The sequence below is a fragment of the Nonlabens arenilitoris genome, from assembly GCF_002954765.1.
Classification (GTDB): Bacteria; Bacteroidota; Bacteroidia; order Flavobacteriales; family Flavobacteriaceae; genus Nonlabens; species Nonlabens arenilitoris.
Map to the genome: position 1 here is coordinate 1,966,330 of NZ_MTPW01000001.1, position 17,394 is coordinate 1,983,723.

Here is a 17,394-nt window from a genome sequence, read left to right on the forward strand (position 1 = left end):
TATCCCGATTCGTTTTAACTTATCGGGATACATTAATTGAAACATAAGAAGAGATGAATAAATTATTAACGATTATATTATTGTTTGCTTTCGCGAAAGCGGTTACAGCACAACAGGATCCACAATACACACAGTACATGTATAATCCAATAACGATAAATCCGGCCTATGCAGGAAATCGTGGAGTGATGAGTATTGTCGGTCTTCATAGAAGTCAATGGGTAGGATTAGATGGCGCACCACGCACTCAAAGTTTGTCATTACATACACCTATAGAGAACAGTCGAGTAGGTTTGGGATTAAGTGTAGTAAATGATGAGATAGGACCTAGTGATGAGACTTATATAGCTGCCGACTTTAGTTATACTTTACCAGTAGGAGATGAGGCTCGATTAAGTTTTGGATTAAAAGGAGGAGTTCATTTATTAAATGTTGATTTTACAAAGCTGAATATCTTTAATACATCAGATCCTAGGTTGCAGGAAAATATTGATAATAAGTTATCACCTACAGTGGGACTGGGATTGTATTATCATACAGATCGTTTTTATGTAGGATTGAGTACGCCTAATGTGTTACAGACAAATCACTTTGATGATAGTAATGATACTAGTGCAACTACATTCATTGCAGAAGAGCGCATACATTATTTTGCAACCGCAGGATATGTATTTGATTTAAATGACGATATTAAGTTTAAACCAGCAACCTTAGTTAAGATGGTAAATGGATCACCGTTACAGGTGGACTTAACGGCAAACTTTTTATTCAATGAGAAATTGACTTTAGGAGCAGCCTATCGCTGGAGTGCTGCGATAAGTGGACTGGTAGGATTTCAATTAAGTGATCAAATGATGATAGGATTTGCATATGATCGTGAAACGACAGAACTGGGTAATGCCCTATACAATGATGGAAGTTATGAACTCTTTGTGAGGTTTGAACTTTTCAATAGCTACGATAGAATAATAACGCCTCGATTCTTTTAAAAATAAAGATTATGACTAAAAAACTATTTATACTATTTGTCTTGATTTCCACTGTGGTATTTGGGCAAAAGGAAAAGGTAAAAGAATCTAATCAAGATTATAAAGATCTTGCTTACATCGATGCTCAGAAAATGTATTTGAGTATAGTGAAAAACGGATATGAAAATAAAGAGGTTTTTGAAAAATTAGGTGATACTTATTACTACAATAATGATTATACAAATGCTAATTTATGGTACTCAAAAGTTTTTCAATATGATCCAGAATCAATTGATCGCAATTACTATTTTAAATACATTCAAACTTTAAAAGCCGTACGAGAATATGAAAAAGCTGATCAGATTTTAAACCTTTATGCAGAGGTGAAAGGAGAAGATCAGTATCTAGAGAATTATCTTAATCAGCCTAATTATCTAGAAAAGATTAAAAGGCAATCTGGTAGGTATGAAATTAAAAACCTTGAAATGAATAGTGAGATTCAAGATTTTGGAACGTCTTATTTACCTAATTCTAATAGTATTGTTTATGCAAGTTCTCAAGACACAGCGTCTTTAGTTAAAAGACGTCATAAGTGGAATGAAAGAGTTTTTCTGAATTTATATAAAGCGACTGCAGATTCAATTACACTAGAATTAAGTGATGCTGTAAAACTTAATAAAGCTCTTAACACAAAATTCCACGAGAGTAACGCAGTATTTACAAAGGATGGTAATACCATGTATTTCACTAGAAATAATTACATAAAACGTAACTATAAGACAAGTTCTGATGAAATAAATAAGCTTAAAATTTTAAAAGCAACCAGGGAGAATGCGACTTCTCCATGGGAAAACATCACAGAATTGCCATTTAATAGTGACGAGTTTTCTACGGCACATCCTGCATTAAGTAAGGATGGGAAAAGATTATTTTTTGCTAGTGATCGTCCAGGTAGTATGACTGATGGAAATAATAGATTGACATCAGACATCTGGTATGTTACCATCGATGAAAATGGTGATTTCAGTGAGCCTGTTAATGTGAATTCAGTGAATACAATTGGTAATGATTTATTTCCTTTTATAAGTGATAATGGCGATTTTTATTATTCTTCAACAGGTCATCAAGGTTTAGGAGGTTTAGATGTTTATGTCGTTCAAACTAATGATAAAGGAATGCCAGTCAAAGAAGTAATCAACATAGGTAAGCCAGTAAACAGTTCATATGATGATTTTGCTTTTATAATAAAGGATAGTTTAAAAACTGGATATTTTAGTTCTAACAGGAAATCAGGTAAAGGACTAGATGATATTTACAGTTTCAAACAAACTAAAGATCTGAAATGTGTTGTAGATATTAATGGTATCGTTACTAATGAAGAAAATGGAGAATTAATGCCGTTTGCAACAGTAACTCTATTAGATAAAGACAATAAGAAAATAAAATCTATCGTAGTAGGTGAAGATGCAGCTTACAGCTTTGTGTTAGAGTGTGGACAGAATTATTCAATAAGAGCGCAAAAAGAAGACTTCTCTATTGCTGAAGAGTTTGTTCAAACACCTAAAATTTCTACTACATTAGAGCAACCGCTTGCTGTTGCAAAAGCAGTAGAGGATAAGGTTGTCGATATTAAAGTAGGTGATGATTTAAATGATATACTAGATCTTAATATGATTTATTTTGATTTTGATAAACACAACATTAGGTATGATGCAGAGATTGAATTGCAAAAAGTGCTTGCGTTTATGAAAGCTTATCCTAACTCAATCATTGACATAAGATCACACACAGACAGTCGTGCGTCTGATGGTTATAATATTAAATTAAGTGATCGTAGAGCAAAAAGTACGAGAGCATACCTTATCATGAAGGGTATAAAAGCAAATCGCTTGACAGCTAGAGGCTATGGAGAGTATCAATTGGTAAATGAATGTTCTAATGGTGTGGATTGTACTGAAGAGCAACATCAACTCAACAGACGTTCAGAATTTATAATAATGAAATTGAAATAATAAATTTCTGTTCAACAAAAAAACCGTCAGACGATCTCTGACGGTTTTTTTTGTTAACATGGTGACTAGTAAAAGATATAACGTCATTTCGTAAATTTGAAACTATAATTAAAATAATGGATAATAAAGAGTACGTTATATTAGTAAATCCCGAGGATGAAAAAGTAGGCCTCATGGAAAAGATAGAGGCCCATGAAAAAGCACTTTTGCATAGAGCGTTTTCAGTGTTCATTATTAATGACAAGGATGAGATTTTACTTCAACAAAGAGCACTAAGTAAATATCACTCTCCTGGATTGTGGACTAACACATGTTGTAGTCATCAAAGAGATGGAGAAAGTAATATAGAGGCTGGTAAAAGAAGACTAGTGGAGGAAATGGGTATGACCGCAGATCTTAAAGAACTATTTCACTTTATATATATAGCACCATTTGACAATGGCCTTACAGAACATGAGCTTGATCATGTAATGGTAGGATACTCAAATGATGATCCTGTTATTAATCCAGATGAAGTAGCAAGCTTCAAATGGATGAAAGCAAACGACATTCAAGAAGATATGATCGCGCAACCAGATCTTTACACTGCGTGGTTTAAGATCATTTTTGACAAATATTATAATCATATCTCATGAGAATAACAGCCTATCGTAAAGCGCACTTTAACGCTGCGCACAGACTGCATAGACCAGACTGGAGTGATCAAAAAAATGCAGCTATCTTTGGTAAGTGCAATAACCCAAATTTTCATGGTCACAACTATGATCTTGAAGTAGGTGTGACAGGTGACGTGGATCCAGAAACAGGATATCTTATAGATTTGAAAATTTTAAAAGATGTTATCAAATCTGAAGTAGAGGAAGCCTTTGATCATAAAAATTTAAATATTGAAGTCCCAGATTTCAAAACATTAAATCCCACGGCAGAAAATATTGCTTATGTGATTTATAATAAAATAAAAGCAAAACTCGACTCAAAGTACGACATAGAAATAAAACTCTATGAAACAGAACGTAATTTTGTAGTCTATAAAGGAGAATAATGAAGTTATACCCGTTAAGTTTCGAGCCTATTTTAAAGGATAAAATATGGGGTGGAGATAAACTCAATAAGATAAAAAATATAGAGCCGCCCATATCAAAACTAGGAGAAAGCTGGGAGATTTCAGTTGTCGAAAATGATATAAGTGTCGTGAAATCAGGTGCTTATCGAGGTCTTAATCTTAATGAGTTGATTGAGAAATTCCCACAAGAATTACTAGGTGAAAAGGTTATTGAACAACACGGTAAACAGTTTCCACTACTTATTAAATATATCAATGCGGCACAAGATTTATCGATTCAGGTACATCCCGATGATGCTGTAGCTATGAAAAAGCACAACAGTTTTGGTAAAACTGAAATGTGGTATATTATGGATGCGCAACCAGATTCAAGATTGATTTTAGGATTTAAGGAAGAGAGTAATAAAGACGCTTTCGCGAAAGCGATATCTGAAAACACTGTAATGGATTTATTTAATCAAATCGAGGTTACAGAAGGTGATTCTTTCTTTATTAAACCGGGCTTAGTACATGCCATAGGTGCAGGGATTACCCTTGCTGAAATTCAACAGTCTAGCGATATTACCTATAGAGTATACGATTTTGATAGAAGAGATCATTTAGGGAATGCAAGAGAACTACACATAGACGACTCTATAGAAGTTAGTGATTATAAAGTGTCTCATAATCATGTGATTGATTATAATCCTAATCAATCAGGTGAACAGAATCTAGCCACTAATCAATATTTTACAACAGATTATCTTTTCTTTAAAGGATGCAAGCGTATCGAAGTGAATGTGCATAAAAGTTTTATGGTATTAATGAATGTAGGTAAGTCTTGCGATGTGTACTGTAATGGCATAAGTCATAAACTAGAGCCTGCACAGACTATTTTAATACCTGCTGCGGTACCCTATGTATTAGTAAAATCTAGTAATGAAGCAAAATTGTTGAGCGTTCATCTATAGCGTTTAATTTTGGTGTATTTTTGCACAAAATAATTTACCATGGCAAGTATTAGAGACCTTAAACAAGATATCAACTTTGTAATAGGAGATATTATAGACGCAGCACTAATTCAACAAGATACAAATCCAGATGCAGATGTTGCAGCTACTGAAGCAATTGTAGATGATAGTATCGTTGTATTTGATGAGTTGATCGCAAAAGTGAACGACAAAAGTGTAGAAAACCGTAAAGCTCACTTAAAGAGTGTACGTCAAGACCTTGAAACTAAAGGTGGAGAACTTATTGAGCGTATCAATAAATTATAATTCCTCTTTTCTTTCTTTAATAAATTCAGACAGTTGTTTTCCATAACGACTGCTCTGAATTTTTTTTGGCATCATGTTATAAGCACTATCTAGATATACTGGATTAGCTTCATAACCTTCTTTTAAAAGTATAAATGGGGCAATTTCATAGTCCTTATTAAGCATTGCAAAATTTAATGCATATCCTACTTTTCTTTTTAAATGCTTGTTGATGTCAGTAGATAGAGCATCAATAGAATCTTGATCTCTTACATCAGCTTGACTTAAATTCATACTGCGCTTAAATAAATCTGTATAACGTTCTGATAGTTGCCTATTCACCTCATTAAACTCATTATATAATTTTTGGTTTTTTGAACCAGTAACGACTGCGCTAGTTTCAAATTTATCAAGTGTTGTATTGATTGTGATGATTGTATCCTCTGCAAAAAATGTTAGTCTGTCATCATAGATGGTACCGTCTTTTTTATCTAGATATATGTACATTAATTGTGGTTCATCTATAGTCGCGCTCATTTGAAAAGGCGCTTCTCCATCTACAATAACAGAATCTACGTTTACTAAAGTAGTATCCTGCAATTGTTGCAAGTATAACTTACCTATCTTAAGTCCATCTACGGTACCATTAACAATCAGATTACCACTCTTATCATTACCGCAAGAGGTTAAAATTAATAAAGTGATTATGGCTATAAATGTGTTTTTCATGAGCTTTTTATTGGGCTGCAAATATGATATATAAGTTTGAATTATACCATAAAGTCATTTGAAATAGTTAAGAGAATATCTTTAAGATGTTGCGACAATTTGCATTAATACTGTACAGGCTATAGCACCTATAGTACCGACTACATAGCCAAAAACGGCTAGTAATACACCGACACTAGTCAGTGATGGATGAAACTCTGCAGCAACGATAGGAGCGCTGGCTGCACCACCGACATTTGCCTGTGAGCCTACGGCAAGGAAAAAATATGGAGCTTTAATTAACTTAGCCATAAGGATTAATAATCCAGCATGGATAGCCATCCATACAATACCTACTAGAATTAATAATGGGTTTTCTACGATTTGCGTTAAATCCATTTTCATTCCTATGGTCGCTACTAGTACATAAATGAAAATACTACCTATACTACTGGCGCCAGTACCTTCATAACTCTTTGCTGGTGTAAACGACAACAAGATTCCTATCATTGTCGCTATGGAAATCATCCAAAAGAACTGACTCGTTAAGAAGCTTAAATAGATATTATCAGATATCCCATCCATGTTACTTGTTAAATCAGATAGGTAATTTGCTCCAAAGTGAGCTATGGCGACAGCTCCAAAACCTATTCCTAACATCACCATGGTATCAGTAAAAGTAGCTTCTCGTTTTACACTTGCTGTATAATCAGAAACTCGTTTTTTAAGATCTTCTATCGCACGACTGTCAGCACCAAACCATCGATCTATTTTTGCAGCTTTCCCTATCCCAAAAAGAAGAATTCCCATCCACAAGTTTGCCACCACAATATCTACCAGTACCATACCGCCATATTTTGCTTGATTGAACTCATAAACTTCAAGCATGGCTGTTTGATTTGCACCACCACCTATCCAGCTTCCAGCAAGAGTAGAAAGTCCGCGCCATACTGCGTCAAAACCTTCGCCACCGACTGTTTCTGGAGAAAAGGAACCTATAATTAAAATAGCGATTGGTCCACCTATAACAATTCCTATAGTTCCAGTAAGAAACATAATAAGTGCTTTAGGGCCTAAGTTAAATACGGCCTTTAAGTCTATTGATAAAGTCATCAACACTAGTGCTGCTGGTAATAAGTAACGCGACGCCATGTAATATAGAGATGAGCTATTCTCAGTAACCGTTCCATCCTCATCTATAGTAGTCCATTCTGGAGCAATAATTCCCAGAGAACTTAAGATAGATGGTAATAAATAGCACATTAGTAAAGCCGGAACAATTTTATAAAATCCAGTCCAAAAGCCTTTTTTTAAAGAAGAAGAATAAAATACCAATGTGAGACATATCATCAATAAACCAAAAACGATAGTGTCTTTAGTGATGAAAGGAGTTGTGTCGATGGCATTTTCTACTAGCTCTTGAAAAATCATAAAGTCGTATTTTGAATGATTGCAAAATACGACTTTATATACATTGTGTGGTTGAAATCACGCTTTCGCGAAAGCGTAATTATTAAGAAGTTATCTCTTAATAAAAGCGACCATTTTTTCTATTAAAACAGGATGGATAGGGAAATTTACGTCAGTATAACTTTTTGCAGCTTCGATATCGTCTTTACCTACCTTTTTAAGTACATGATTCAATCCTTCAATGATTTCTAATTGACTAGAAGGTGCAGCAGCATGCAGCATTTTTGCCTGTTCTATAGATACTTGAAAATCACGATCTCCATTAATAATCAAAATAGGTGTTTTTAATTTTGCGATTTCTATGGCTGGATCATAAGCCATCCAGGACTCCATAAAAGGTTGCATTTGCGGACCTTGTAATTGCATCAGATAAGGATTTACATCTTCCACGATTTCTTCTTGGGCACGCATTTTATCAAAAGTAGTTCTCGCGATGGTGTCCAGTCCGGGACTTTGTGCTGCTATTTGAGAGACAATGACGTTATCAATAACTTCTCCGGCACCAGCTAGTGAAATAAACCCGTCAATATTTTTATTAACGGCTAGCATACCTACTAATGAGCCTTGACTATGACCGGCGATGTAAATCTTTGAAAAGCGTTTGTCTTTCTCAAAATAGGCAACGATATCACGCGCATCTTTAACAAAATCGTCAAAGCTAGTATCAGGATCTACTTTTTTCTTTTTCATCTGTGTTACTACACGCTTGTCATATCGATAGGTGGCAATACCTTCCTTTTTTAAAGCAAGAGCGAGTTGTTTATGACTATCGTTTTTAGTCATTACACTATTACCATCTCTGTCATTAGGGCCACTACCAGTTAACATAATTACTAGAGGTGGATTAGACACTCCATCTGGTAACCATAATGTTCCTTGAACATTTTCTGTAATGTTTAATTCTGTAGGGTCTTTTTCTACTTCTTTATTGCCTTTATTAAATAGGTTTTGTGAAAAACATAGTAGAGGAAGTAGTGCTATTAAAATGATTATTTTTTTCATGATTACTGTAGTTTTTTATAAAGTGTGTAACTGTAAATAAAGGTCCATGCCGCTATGACAAATGCTGTGCCAATCGTGGCATAAAAAGCGATTTGAAAATTAAGTAATAACGACGTAGTTAATATTATAACGCCTGATATGATAAATAATATAGCGCCTACACGATGTGTTTTGCGCCATACATTCTCATTATCAAGTGTCCATGGTGTTCTTATACCGACAAAATAGTTAGGTTTCATAGCTGGCATGTAATTGCCTATCACGATAAATAATAGCCCTATAAGCATAAAAATCCATGAAGGTGAACCGGTATCACCATCCTTATAAGTGGTAGACATATATATAATACCTACCGCAAGTGCAGTCTGAAATAAAGTGATGGCAACTCTTAAATGGCCAAATTTATTTCCCATTTTTTTAATTTGACCTTTTGGGTCTAGTTTAGGTACATATTTTAATATAACGTACATCAATCCAGTTAATAAGATGGGAATTAACCACAATTCTTGTTTACTGCCCATGCGGTCCACCTCGCCATTTGCATTCCAGTGCATCGGTAATATGTCTGGTAAGCTACTATAAACGAACCCTAAATATATAAATGGTATAAGAGTGAGGATGATAATAACCGTTTCTTGTAAAGATGAATTTCTCATTTTTTAATCTTTTAGTTTCATAATCCATTGAACTAACTCATCCATAACCGTTGTGTTAATAGAGTAGGTGATGTACTGCCCATTTTTTATAGCCGTTACTAAACCAGCTTGCTTTAATAAATCGAGATGATGCGATATGCTAGGTTTAGAAATATCAAAATGACTTGCTATTTCTCCAGCGTTGAGGTCTTCATCCTTAAGGATTTCAAGAATTTCTCGTCGCGTGTTATCATTTAAAGCTTTAAAAAGGCTGTTCACTTAATTAGGTATTTAGACAAATTTCTAAATAAGTAGATAATAAAACTAATTTGTTACAATTTATTTGATCATTTTTCAGAAAACAACCTAATTGAAAATAATAGCCATAAAAAAATGAGCAAACTTAGTTTGCTCATTTTGCTCCTTAAAATAATATTATAATTATCGTTTTGATACCTTATTATTAGATATATGACGTTGTCTAGAGCAGCGGAAACGGTCCATTTCTGGATCACGTTGTGCGACATGTTTAGTAGAACGACCTTGAACACGAGCTCGCCACATACGGAAACTACTTTCCTTCATCTGGTTGCGCATGATTTTAATGACTTGACTTTCTGTAACACCAAACTGTGCCTCGATAGCATCAAAAGGTGTACGGTCTTCCCAGCCCATTTCTATAATACGGTCTATTGCTCTGTCATCTAGGTCTTTTAAAATATCTTTTGCTCTTGCCATAAGTAAATAGTCGTAAACTAGATTACTAATTTACAATCACTAGATTTTTCTTAACGTTAATACTTATCTAAACTATGGTTTAACAATCTTTCTAAAGGTAAGGTTGATACGTTCATCAATAGGTCTTTTAGTTTTGGCAATTTGATGTTTATAGGTATGTTGTGTTTGACCTGCCATAACTAATAAGCTGCCGTGTTGTAGTGGGAATTTAAATTTCCAGTCTTTATTATTAAGATGTTTTAAATGAAAAAACCTTTCTTGACCTAGACTTATAGAAGCAATTACTGGATTGGTTCCTAGTTCTTTTTCATTATCTGCATGCCAGCCGTTAGAATCTTGCCCATTTCTATATCTATTTATGAGGCAAATATTAAATGTTGCACCTGTAGCATTTTCAACATCTTGCTTAATTTTTTGCAGTGTCTTGGTCCATGGTAACGCATTAAAAGAGATGTTGCTGTAACCGTAATTTATTCCTGGATCTCCATAGAGCTGGGTTAGTCTAGGTTCGTCATATTCTTTACCATAAACCGTAATCTTATTTTGTCTCCATGGTGTTTCTTTGATTAATATGGATAGTAGTTCTTGCGCTTCCGCGAAAGCGTAAAAATTACCATCATAATGCACTAGAGCATCTGGTATATCTGGAAAATCTGTCGGGAACAAATTGTTATGCATGCATATTAAATTAAAGAAAACTTCTAGTACCTTATGTAGGCTAGGTCTTATCTTGCGACCCTTACAAAGATAAATATGTATACTTCTCGCATTACCGGAATGGGAAAATATGTCCCAGAAAATATAGTTACTAACGACGATCTTTCCAAATTAATGGATACTAATGACGCCTGGATACAGGAACGTACAGGTATTAAAGAAAGACGTCATATTAAAATAGGTGATGGAAACTCTACCGCAGTAATGGGCGTTAAAGCAGCAGAGATTGCTCTAGAGCGTGCAAAAGTTTCTAAAGATGATATCGATATGATAGTGTTTGCCACCTTATCGCCAGATTATTATTTCCCTGGTTGTGGTGTACAAGTGCAGGAAATGATGGATATACATACTTGCCCAGCGATAGACGTGCGCAACCAGTGTAGTGGATTTGTATATGCACTATCAGTTGCAGATCAGTTTATTAAAACAGGTATGTATAAAAATGTGCTGGTAATAGGATCTGAGAATCATAGTGGTGGATTGGATTTTACGACTCGTGGTAGATCTGTTTCAGTAATTTTTGGTGATGGTGCAGGTGCTGCAGTTCTTTCAAGAAGTGAAGATGAAGGTCATGGAATTCTTTCTACGCACTTACATAGCGAAGGAAAGCATGCACTTGAGTTATCGCTTAAAGGTCCATCAACTAACCATTGGGTACCTCAATTAATTGAAGAAAACCCACAAGAGGACATTCCTTATTATCCTTATATGAATGGTCAGTTTGTATTTAAAAATGCCGTAGTGCGTTTTAGCGAGGTGATTATGGAAGGTTTAAAGGCAAACAATCTTGAGGTAAGTGATATCGATATGCTCGTACCACACCAGGCAAACTTGCGTATTTCTCAATTTATTCAAAAGAAATTTCAGTTATCAGACAATCAGGTGTACAATAATATCCAGAAGTATGGAAACACCACGGCAGCTTCCATTCCTATCGCATTATGTGAGGCATGGGAAGAAGGTAAGGTTAAGGAAGGTGATACGGTTGTATTAGCAGCCTTTGGTAGTGGATTTACATGGGCTAGTGCTGTGATCAAATGGTAAAATAATTACGATTTCTTATTTTATAAAATCAAAAACCCGAGCCTGCAAGCTCGGGTTTTCTAAATCGTATAATAACACTAACCATTAATTATGAACTATACGATTGTTATCTTGAACTTTTCTTTTTCATAAAATTCAATCTTAATCAAATAAATCAAAAGGTAATCAGCCTCTTCACCTAAAAGACGATACATTTGTATAATTGTTACAGCAATTATCTTAAAATATGTCTAAAAAAACATTAGTACTAGGAGCATCTCTTAAAGAAGAACGTTATTCTAATATTGCCATCTATCGACTACGCAAGTTTAATATTGAGACCGTGGCAATAGGTATGCGCACAGGTATGGTTGACGATGTTAAGATCCATAAGGAACTGTTGCCATTTATAGGTGTTGATACAGTGACGTTATATCTTAATGCACAACGACAACCACAGTACTATGACTATATTATAAGTTTAAAGCCTCAACGGGTCATATTTAATCCAGGAACTGAGAATCCAGAATTCTATGAGAAATTAAATCAAGCTGGTATTAAATCTGAGGTCGCTTGTACATTAGTACTTTTAGGTACAGGACAATACTAGTTTTTTGTAAATAAAGAAGCAATTAGTAAGCCTATAAAAGTGACCGCTCCATTAAGTAATAAGATAAAAAAGCCAAATTCAAATTCAAATATGTCAAGGGCAATCCAACTTAACAAGTAAGCAATAAATGGAGACGCTATAGCTATAAATGGCGTTGCGATATGGTGCACCTTGAGTCTAGTTAAGATTCCAAAAGAAAATAATCCCAGCAGTGGTCCATAGGTGTATCCAGCAAATGTAAATAGCTTGTTAATAACACTGGCGTCTTTTATCAAGTACTCAAAACTTACAATAACTAGTATAAGAACAGCTGAGAAGCCTACATGTATCAATTTACGCAGTAGATTTTGCTTTTTTACACCATAGCGTTCTTCTATTTTTAAGATGTCTACTGAAAATGAAGTGGTAAGTGATGTAAGTGCACTGTCTGCGCTAGAATAAGCCGCGGCAATTAAACCTAGTATAAATACCAGACCTAGACCTATGCCCATTTTAGTCTGTAATGCAATCGTAGGAAACAATGCATCTTTATGAGCATCTATTCCAGTTGATATAGCATACTCTGTTAATAGAACTCCTAATCCTAGAAATAATAAATTTACAAATGTCAATACTATGGTAAACCAGAACATGTTCTTCTGTGCGTCTTTTAAACTACGACAGGTTAAGTTCTTTTGCATCATATCTTGATCTAGTCCTGTCATAACTATAGCGATAAAAGCACCAGCCATAAATTGTTTGACAAAGTGTTGACCACTTTTCCAGTCATCCCAAAAGAATATTTGTGACATCTCACTGTCACTAATAAAAGAGGCAATTTCTCCTATACCATTTAAGCCTAGTCCGTCTGACACAAAATAGATGGCAACACCTACTGCGATAAGCATAAATAAAGTTTGCAAAGTGTCAGTCCAGACAATCGTTTTGATTCCAGATTTGAACGTATATAGCCATATAAGTATAACGGTTAACGTTACCGTTTGCCAGAACTGGATTCCCATACTTTCAAAAACAAAATCCTGTAGCACTCCTGCAATTAAGTATAGGCGGAAACTCGCACCTACAACTCTAGATAATAAAAAGAAACTAGAACCTGTATATTGTGCCGCACTACCATAGCGATCGTGTAAATAACTATAGATAGAAGTAAGATTCATTCTATAATATAGCGGTAGCAGTACTAATCCTATCACCACATAACCTAATATATAGCCCAGTACCACTTGAAAATAATTCATCGCGCCCAGTTCTACCGCGCCAGGAACAGATATAAAAGTCACGCCACTTAATGAAGCGCCTATCATCCCAAAAGCTACTACATACCACGGCGAGCTGCGATTACCTCTAAAAAATGTAGCGCTGTCACCTTTGCGACCTACAATAAATGAAATCAAGATAAGAACGGCAAAGTATACCGCAATAGTTATAAGAATTTGAGTAGAAGTCACAGGAATTATTTTGGCGCTAATGTAGGCATAGAAACTGAAAACACAAATGTAAGTCTCAGTCTAGTCAATAACTGAAATAAGAAAGTAATAAATCAAAATTTACATGTTTAGATCCTGTAAAAAAACCTTTTTCCTCATCGCTTATACCTAATTCCACAACCATTATATTTGTAGCACATGAATTTTTCCTCAAAAATATTAGAAGAAGCTGTTAATCAAGTCTCGCAATTACCAGGTATAGGTAAGCGCACGGCCTTGAGATTAGTATTACATTTAATGCGGCAGCCCGCAAACCAGACAGACGTTTTATCACAAGCGCTTACTAATATGCGTCATGATTTAAAATTTTGTAAGAACTGTCATAATGTAAGTGATGTCGATATCTGTGAGATATGTGCCAGTCATAATAGAGATAAAACCATCGTTTGTGTGGTAGAAGATATACGCGATGTAATGGCGATAGAAAATACCAGCCAGTATAGAGGTTTATACCATGTTCTTGGTGGAAAAATAAGCCCGATGGACGGTATAGGTCCACAAGATTTAAATATTAAGTCTTTGATACAACGCATTCAGAATGATGGAGTTCAAGAACTTATTTTTGCGCTTAGTCCAACTATAGAAGGTGACACGACTAATTTTTATATATTTAAACAGCTCAATGGTTTAGAGGTGAACACATCTACCATAGCCAGAGGAATCGCTGTAGGTGATGAACTAGAATTTGCAGATGAGGTTACTCTAGGGCGCAGTATCTTACATCGTGTTCCTTATGAAAACTCGCTAAAAAACTAAATTTGGATTTATCCATTATCATACTTAATTATAATGCTGCAGCTTTTCTTGAGCAGTGTTTATATAGTGTTCTTAAAGCGGTCAACAATATTGATGCAGAGGTTATTGTGGTTGATAACGACTCTACAGATCACAGTGTTGAAATGTTGCAAAACAATTTTCCACAAGTTAAGTTGGTTACAAATCAAGAGAATCTAGGCTTTTCAAAAGGTAATAATATTGGAGTGCAACACGCGCAAGGTGATTACTTAGGCATTCTTAATCCCGATACCATTGTTGGAGAAACGGTTTTTGATGAAGTTCTCGCTTTCGCGAAAGCGAATCCACAAATAGCATTCACTACCACACAATTGATAGACGGCATAGGATCTTATTTGCCAGAAAGCAAACGCAATGTCCCAACTCCACAAATCGCTAGACAGAAAATCTTAGGTAATGATTCTAAATATTATGCTAGTCATTTAAAAAAAGATGAGAATGGAGAGATAGAAGTGCTGGTAGGAGCGATGATGGTTTGTAAAAAGTCTGTTTACGAGAAGTTAGGTGGTTTTGACCCAATGTATTTCATGTATGGTGAGGACATTGATCTTAGCTACACAGCGTTGCAACATGGTTATCGCAATTATTATTTAGGCAAGCTTAAAGTCATACATTTTAAAGGAGAAAGTACGGTAAAGGATAGAAAATACTTAGAGCGCTTTTATGGTGCTATGGGATTATTTTATAACAAACATTTTAAGAAATCCAAAATAGAAAAAGCACTAGTAGATCTTGCCTTAAAAGGTATTATCGCTGCAAAATCTATAGAAAATGAAAATGTCGTAAATACAAATAGCTCCTATAAAGTCCTTGTTACTAATGATAATACACTTCAATTACAACTATGTGATGAGGTAATTACTTATGAGCAGTTATGTAGTCGTGAGCATAGTGCTCAAACTCAATTTATTTGGGATACGGCGACACTTTCCTTTGATGAAATAATCAATTTTATGGCCGGCAACACATCGTTACAGTATACTTATCGCTTCTTAAATGTAAAACGCAATTTAATTATAGGAAGTGATAGTAGTTCCTCTCGTGGAGAGGTTAAAGAGCTGATGCCTCAGTAGCTGAAACTTAAAATAGTCCTAACGCGAGATAAATTGTGCTTTTCTTTCTTTAGAATTCTTACTTTTGCAACTTCTAAGAAAACGATATAGTTACTATACGATATGGCAAAATTTGAACTTAAATTACCTAAAATGGGTGAATCTGTGGCTGAGGCCACAATTACTTCATGGCTTAAGAATGTAGGTGACACGATAGAGGCCGATGAGGCCATTCTTGAAATCGCAACAGATAAGGTAGATAGTGAAGTCCCTAGTGAGGTGGACGGTACGCTTGTAGAAGTACTTTTTCAAGTTGATGATGTAGTTCAAGTAGGCCAGACGATAGCTATTATTGAGACAGATGGCGATAACGCATCTGTTCCAGCACCAGCTGCAACAGAAACTACTGCACCAGCAGCGACAACTGTTGAGACAGCAAGTGCACAGGTAGAAAAAGGTATGGAAACTGCTGCACCAGTAGATTATACTGATTCAGATAGTTTTTACTCTCCATTAGTAAAAAACATTGCCAAAGAAGAAAATATTTCTTTGCAAGAACTAGAGTCTATAAAAGGTACTGGTAGTAATGGTCGTGTGACTAAAAATGATATGCTTAGTTACGTAGCAGATAAGAAAGCTGGTAAAACAACTACCGCTGCTGCACCACAAGCTAAAACAACTGCGCCAGCCAATGCGCCAGTTCAAAAACCAGCGGCGCCAGTTAGTGTAAACGGTGGTGATGAGATAATTGAAATGACGCGTATGGGAAAACTTATTTCTCATCACATGATTGCATCAGTTCAAACTAGTGCTCATGTTCAAAGTTTTATTGAGTGTGATGTTACTAATATCTGGAACTGGAGAAAGAAACATAAAGACGCCTTTGCAAAAAGAGAAGGAGAAAACCTTACGTTCACACCTATTTTTATGGAAGCCGTTGCTAAGGCTCTCAAGGAATTCCCGATGATGAACATAGCGGTAGATGGTGATAACATTATCAAGCGCAAGAATATTAATCTAGGTATGGCAGCTGCTCTACCAGATGGTAATTTAATTGTACCGGTTATTAAAAATGCTGATCAATTAAATCTTATGGGAATGGCAAAGGCTGTAAATGACCTGGCTAGAAGATCTAGAGATGGTAAGTTAAAACCAGATGATACACAAGGTGGAACTTATACAGTTACTAATGTCGGTACTTTCGGGTCTGTATTAGGAACTCCTATTATCAATCAACCGCAAGTAGGTATTCTTGCGCTAGGAGCAATCAGAAAAGTTCCTGCGGTTGTAGAAACACCACAAGGTGATTTTATAGGAATACGTATGAAGATGTTCTTATCACACAGTTATGATCACAGAGTAGTCAATGGAGCGCTAGGTGGACAATTTGTTCAACGAGTAGCGCAATTATTAGAAGGATTTGATGATAAACGTGAAATCTAGAATTAAATAATTACTTTATCATATTTTTATAGAAAAACCGCTTCAGTATTCTGAAGCGGTTTTTCAATTTACTTAGGTTTCATAACTCATGATTCATAAACAATTACTTAAAAACACCTTACCTTTGTCACATGGAAAAAGATATCTACTTACAGCAAATCGATTACTTTAAAGGTGCTAGGGTACTGCATTATTTTGAGTTTGTAGAGCCACAAGAAGTGAAGGACGAATATTTCAATGTTCATGAAATTCACGCTGTTGTTATCTGTGATTATGAAGGCGAAGAAACCATGTTGTTCTATCTAGATGATGGTCTAGAAGTGGTCTTAGAATTCGAATTTATGATTCCTAAACAGGCAAAAGAACAAGCTGCGACAGATTTTAATGGTATCGATATCCAGTGGAAGAATAGATAATCCACTTATTTTTGGATTTC

20 protein-coding genes are annotated in these 17,394 nt (G+C 35.2%); 12 read left to right on the top strand and 8 right to left on the bottom strand.

What is annotated here, in order from left to right; translation table 11 throughout:
• The first annotated feature begins 53 nt into the window (after positions 1-53).
• From BST92_RS08495 to BST92_RS08520, 6 genes are all read left to right on the top strand, one after another.
• Entirely contained in the window at positions 54-989 is a 936-nt protein-coding gene (locus BST92_RS08495) for a PorP/SprF family type IX secretion system membrane protein (protein ID WP_105071057.1), read from the top strand.
• Positions 990-1,000: 11 nt separating this feature from the next.
• Entirely contained in the window at positions 1,001-2,980 is a 1,980-nt protein-coding gene (locus tag BST92_RS08500; protein ID WP_105071062.1) for an OmpA family protein, read from the top strand.
• Between the two features lie 116 nt (positions 2,981-3,096).
• Entirely contained in the window at positions 3,097-3,615 is a 519-nt protein-coding gene (gene idi, locus BST92_RS08505) for an isopentenyl-diphosphate Delta-isomerase (protein ID WP_105071063.1), read from the top strand.
• The gene (locus tag BST92_RS08510) at positions 3,612-4,022 is read left to right on the top strand and encodes a 6-pyruvoyl trahydropterin synthase family protein (RefSeq protein WP_105071064.1); all 411 of its coding nucleotides are present in this window, start codon (positions 3,612-3,614) and stop codon (positions 4,020-4,022) included. Before idi ends, BST92_RS08510 begins: the two co-directional genes overlap by 4 nt.
• Positions 4,022-4,993 carry a type I phosphomannose isomerase catalytic subunit gene (locus BST92_RS08515; protein ID WP_105071065.1) on the top strand — a complete coding sequence of 324 codons (972 nt, stop codon included), beginning with the start codon at positions 4,022-4,024 and terminating at the stop codon, positions 4,991-4,993. Before BST92_RS08510 ends, BST92_RS08515 begins: the two co-directional genes overlap by 1 nt.
• Positions 4,994-5,032: 39 nt before the next feature.
• Positions 5,033-5,299, top strand: a complete 267-nt coding sequence (locus BST92_RS08520) for a hypothetical protein (protein ID WP_105071066.1) — start codon at positions 5,033-5,035, stop codon at positions 5,297-5,299.
• Here the strand turns inward: BST92_RS08520 and BST92_RS08525 are convergent.
• From BST92_RS08525 to BST92_RS08555, 7 genes are all read right to left on the bottom strand, one after another.
• Positions 5,294-6,007, bottom strand: a complete 714-nt coding sequence (locus tag BST92_RS08525; RefSeq protein ID WP_105071067.1) for a DUF4369 domain-containing protein — start codon at positions 6,005-6,007, stop codon at positions 5,294-5,296. The two genes, BST92_RS08520 and BST92_RS08525, sit on opposite strands and share 6 nt — an antisense overlap.
• 81 nt (positions 6,008-6,088) lie before the next feature.
• Positions 6,089-7,417 (bottom strand): DUF819 family protein, encoded by a 1,329-nt coding sequence (locus tag BST92_RS08530; protein WP_105071068.1) that lies wholly within the window; start codon positions 7,415-7,417, stop codon positions 6,089-6,091.
• Between the two features lie 90 nt (positions 7,418-7,507).
• On the bottom strand, positions 7,508-8,458 hold the full coding sequence (locus BST92_RS08535; protein WP_105071069.1) for an alpha/beta hydrolase family protein: 951 nt from the start codon (positions 8,456-8,458) through the stop codon (positions 7,508-7,510).
• Between the two features lie 2 nt (positions 8,459-8,460).
• Positions 8,461-9,114 carry an SdpI family protein gene (locus BST92_RS08540; RefSeq protein ID WP_105071070.1) on the bottom strand — a complete coding sequence of 218 codons (654 nt, stop codon included), beginning with the start codon at positions 9,112-9,114 and terminating at the stop codon, positions 8,461-8,463.
• A 3-nt stretch (positions 9,115-9,117) separates the two neighbouring features.
• Positions 9,118-9,372 carry an autorepressor SdpR family transcription factor gene (locus BST92_RS08545; protein WP_105071071.1) on the bottom strand — a complete coding sequence of 85 codons (255 nt, stop codon included), beginning with the start codon at positions 9,370-9,372 and terminating at the stop codon, positions 9,118-9,120.
• Positions 9,373-9,534: 162 nt separating this feature from the next.
• The gene (locus BST92_RS08550) at positions 9,535-9,831 is read right to left on the bottom strand and encodes a TIGR03643 family protein (protein WP_105071072.1); all 297 of its coding nucleotides are present in this window, start codon (positions 9,829-9,831) and stop codon (positions 9,535-9,537) included.
• A 72-nt stretch (positions 9,832-9,903) separates the two neighbouring features.
• Positions 9,904-10,509: an alpha-ketoglutarate-dependent dioxygenase AlkB family protein gene (locus BST92_RS08555; RefSeq protein ID WP_105071073.1), complete on the bottom strand. Its 606-nt coding sequence runs from the start codon at positions 10,507-10,509 to the stop codon at positions 9,904-9,906.
• 75 nt (positions 10,510-10,584) lie between these two features.
• On the opposite strand from BST92_RS08555, the gene BST92_RS08560 reads away from it, so the two are divergent.
• Both BST92_RS08560 and BST92_RS08565 read left to right on the top strand, forming a co-directional pair.
• Positions 10,585-11,592, top strand: a complete 1,008-nt coding sequence (locus tag BST92_RS08560; RefSeq protein ID WP_105071074.1) for a 3-oxoacyl-ACP synthase III family protein — start codon at positions 10,585-10,587, stop codon at positions 11,590-11,592.
• 226 nt (positions 11,593-11,818) lie between these two features.
• Positions 11,819-12,181, top strand: a complete 363-nt coding sequence (locus BST92_RS08565) for a CoA-binding protein (protein WP_042248115.1) — start codon at positions 11,819-11,821, stop codon at positions 12,179-12,181.
• On the opposite strand, the gene BST92_RS08570 is transcribed toward BST92_RS08565, so the two are convergent.
• Entirely contained in the window at positions 12,178-13,629 is a 1,452-nt protein-coding gene (locus BST92_RS08570; RefSeq protein WP_105071075.1) for a sodium:solute symporter, read from the bottom strand. The two genes, BST92_RS08565 and BST92_RS08570, sit on opposite strands and share 4 nt — an antisense overlap.
• Before the next feature lie 177 nt (positions 13,630-13,806).
• Here BST92_RS08570 and recR point away from each other — a divergent pair, with 177 nt between their 5' ends.
• The 4 genes from recR to BST92_RS08590 all read left to right on the top strand — a co-directional run bounded on the left by recR (position 13,807) and on the right by BST92_RS08590 (position 17,374).
• Positions 13,807-14,424, top strand: coding sequence for a recombination mediator RecR (recR, locus tag BST92_RS08575; protein ID WP_036581944.1), 618 nt, complete (start codon positions 13,807-13,809; stop codon positions 14,422-14,424).
• Positions 14,425-14,426: 2 nt separating this feature from the next.
• On the top strand, positions 14,427-15,536 hold the full coding sequence (locus tag BST92_RS08580; protein WP_105071076.1) for a glycosyltransferase family 2 protein: 1,110 nt from the start codon (positions 14,427-14,429) through the stop codon (positions 15,534-15,536).
• A gap of 102 nt (positions 15,537-15,638) precedes the next feature.
• On the top strand, positions 15,639-16,958 hold the full coding sequence (locus tag BST92_RS08585) for a dihydrolipoamide acetyltransferase family protein (protein WP_105071077.1): 1,320 nt from the start codon (positions 15,639-15,641) through the stop codon (positions 16,956-16,958).
• A gap of 131 nt (positions 16,959-17,089) precedes the next feature.
• Positions 17,090-17,374: a hypothetical protein gene (locus BST92_RS08590; RefSeq protein WP_042248123.1), complete on the top strand. Its 285-nt coding sequence runs from the start codon at positions 17,090-17,092 to the stop codon at positions 17,372-17,374.
• The last annotated feature ends 20 nt before the right edge of the window (positions 17,375-17,394 follow it).

Bases quoted from the DNA above. Each gene is read 5' to 3' on its own strand.
- BST92_RS08515 (WP_105071065.1), top strand. From the start codon at position 4,022: ATGAAGTTATACCCGTTAAGTTTCGAGCCTATTTTAAAGGATAAAATA.
- BST92_RS08500 (WP_105071062.1), top strand. From the start codon at position 1,001: ATGACTAAAAAACTATTTATACTATTTGTCTTGATTTCCACTGTGGTA.
- BST92_RS08560 (WP_105071074.1), top strand. From the start codon at position 10,585: ATGTATACTTCTCGCATTACCGGAATGGGAAAATATGTCCCAGAAAAT.
- BST92_RS08510 (WP_105071064.1), top strand. From the start codon at position 3,612: ATGAGAATAACAGCCTATCGTAAAGCGCACTTTAACGCTGCGCACAGA.
- BST92_RS08530 (WP_105071068.1), bottom strand. From the start codon at position 7,417: ATGATTTTTCAAGAGCTAGTAGAAAATGCCATCGACACAACTCCTTTC.
- BST92_RS08585 (WP_105071077.1), top strand. From the start codon at position 15,639: ATGGCAAAATTTGAACTTAAATTACCTAAAATGGGTGAATCTGTGGCT.
- BST92_RS08555 (WP_105071073.1), bottom strand. From the start codon at position 10,509: ATGCATAACAATTTGTTCCCGACAGATTTTCCAGATATACCAGATGCT.
- BST92_RS08520 (WP_105071066.1), top strand. From the start codon at position 5,033: ATGGCAAGTATTAGAGACCTTAAACAAGATATCAACTTTGTAATAGGA.
- BST92_RS08540 (WP_105071070.1), bottom strand. From the start codon at position 9,114: ATGAGAAATTCATCTTTACAAGAAACGGTTATTATCATCCTCACTCTT.
- BST92_RS08565 (WP_042248115.1), top strand. From the start codon at position 11,819: ATGTCTAAAAAAACATTAGTACTAGGAGCATCTCTTAAAGAAGAACGT.
- BST92_RS08535 (WP_105071069.1), bottom strand. From the start codon at position 8,458: ATGAAAAAAATAATCATTTTAATAGCACTACTTCCTCTACTATGTTTT.
- BST92_RS08525 (WP_105071067.1), bottom strand. From the start codon at position 6,007: ATGAAAAACACATTTATAGCCATAATCACTTTATTAATTTTAACCTCT.
- recR (WP_036581944.1), top strand. From the start codon at position 13,807: ATGAATTTTTCCTCAAAAATATTAGAAGAAGCTGTTAATCAAGTCTCG.
- BST92_RS08590 (WP_042248123.1), top strand. From the start codon at position 17,090: ATGGAAAAAGATATCTACTTACAGCAAATCGATTACTTTAAAGGTGCT.
- idi (WP_105071063.1), top strand. From the start codon at position 3,097: ATGGATAATAAAGAGTACGTTATATTAGTAAATCCCGAGGATGAAAAA.
- BST92_RS08550 (WP_105071072.1), bottom strand. From the start codon at position 9,831: ATGGCAAGAGCAAAAGATATTTTAAAAGACCTAGATGACAGAGCAATA.
- BST92_RS08495 (WP_105071057.1), top strand. From the start codon at position 54: ATGAATAAATTATTAACGATTATATTATTGTTTGCTTTCGCGAAAGCG.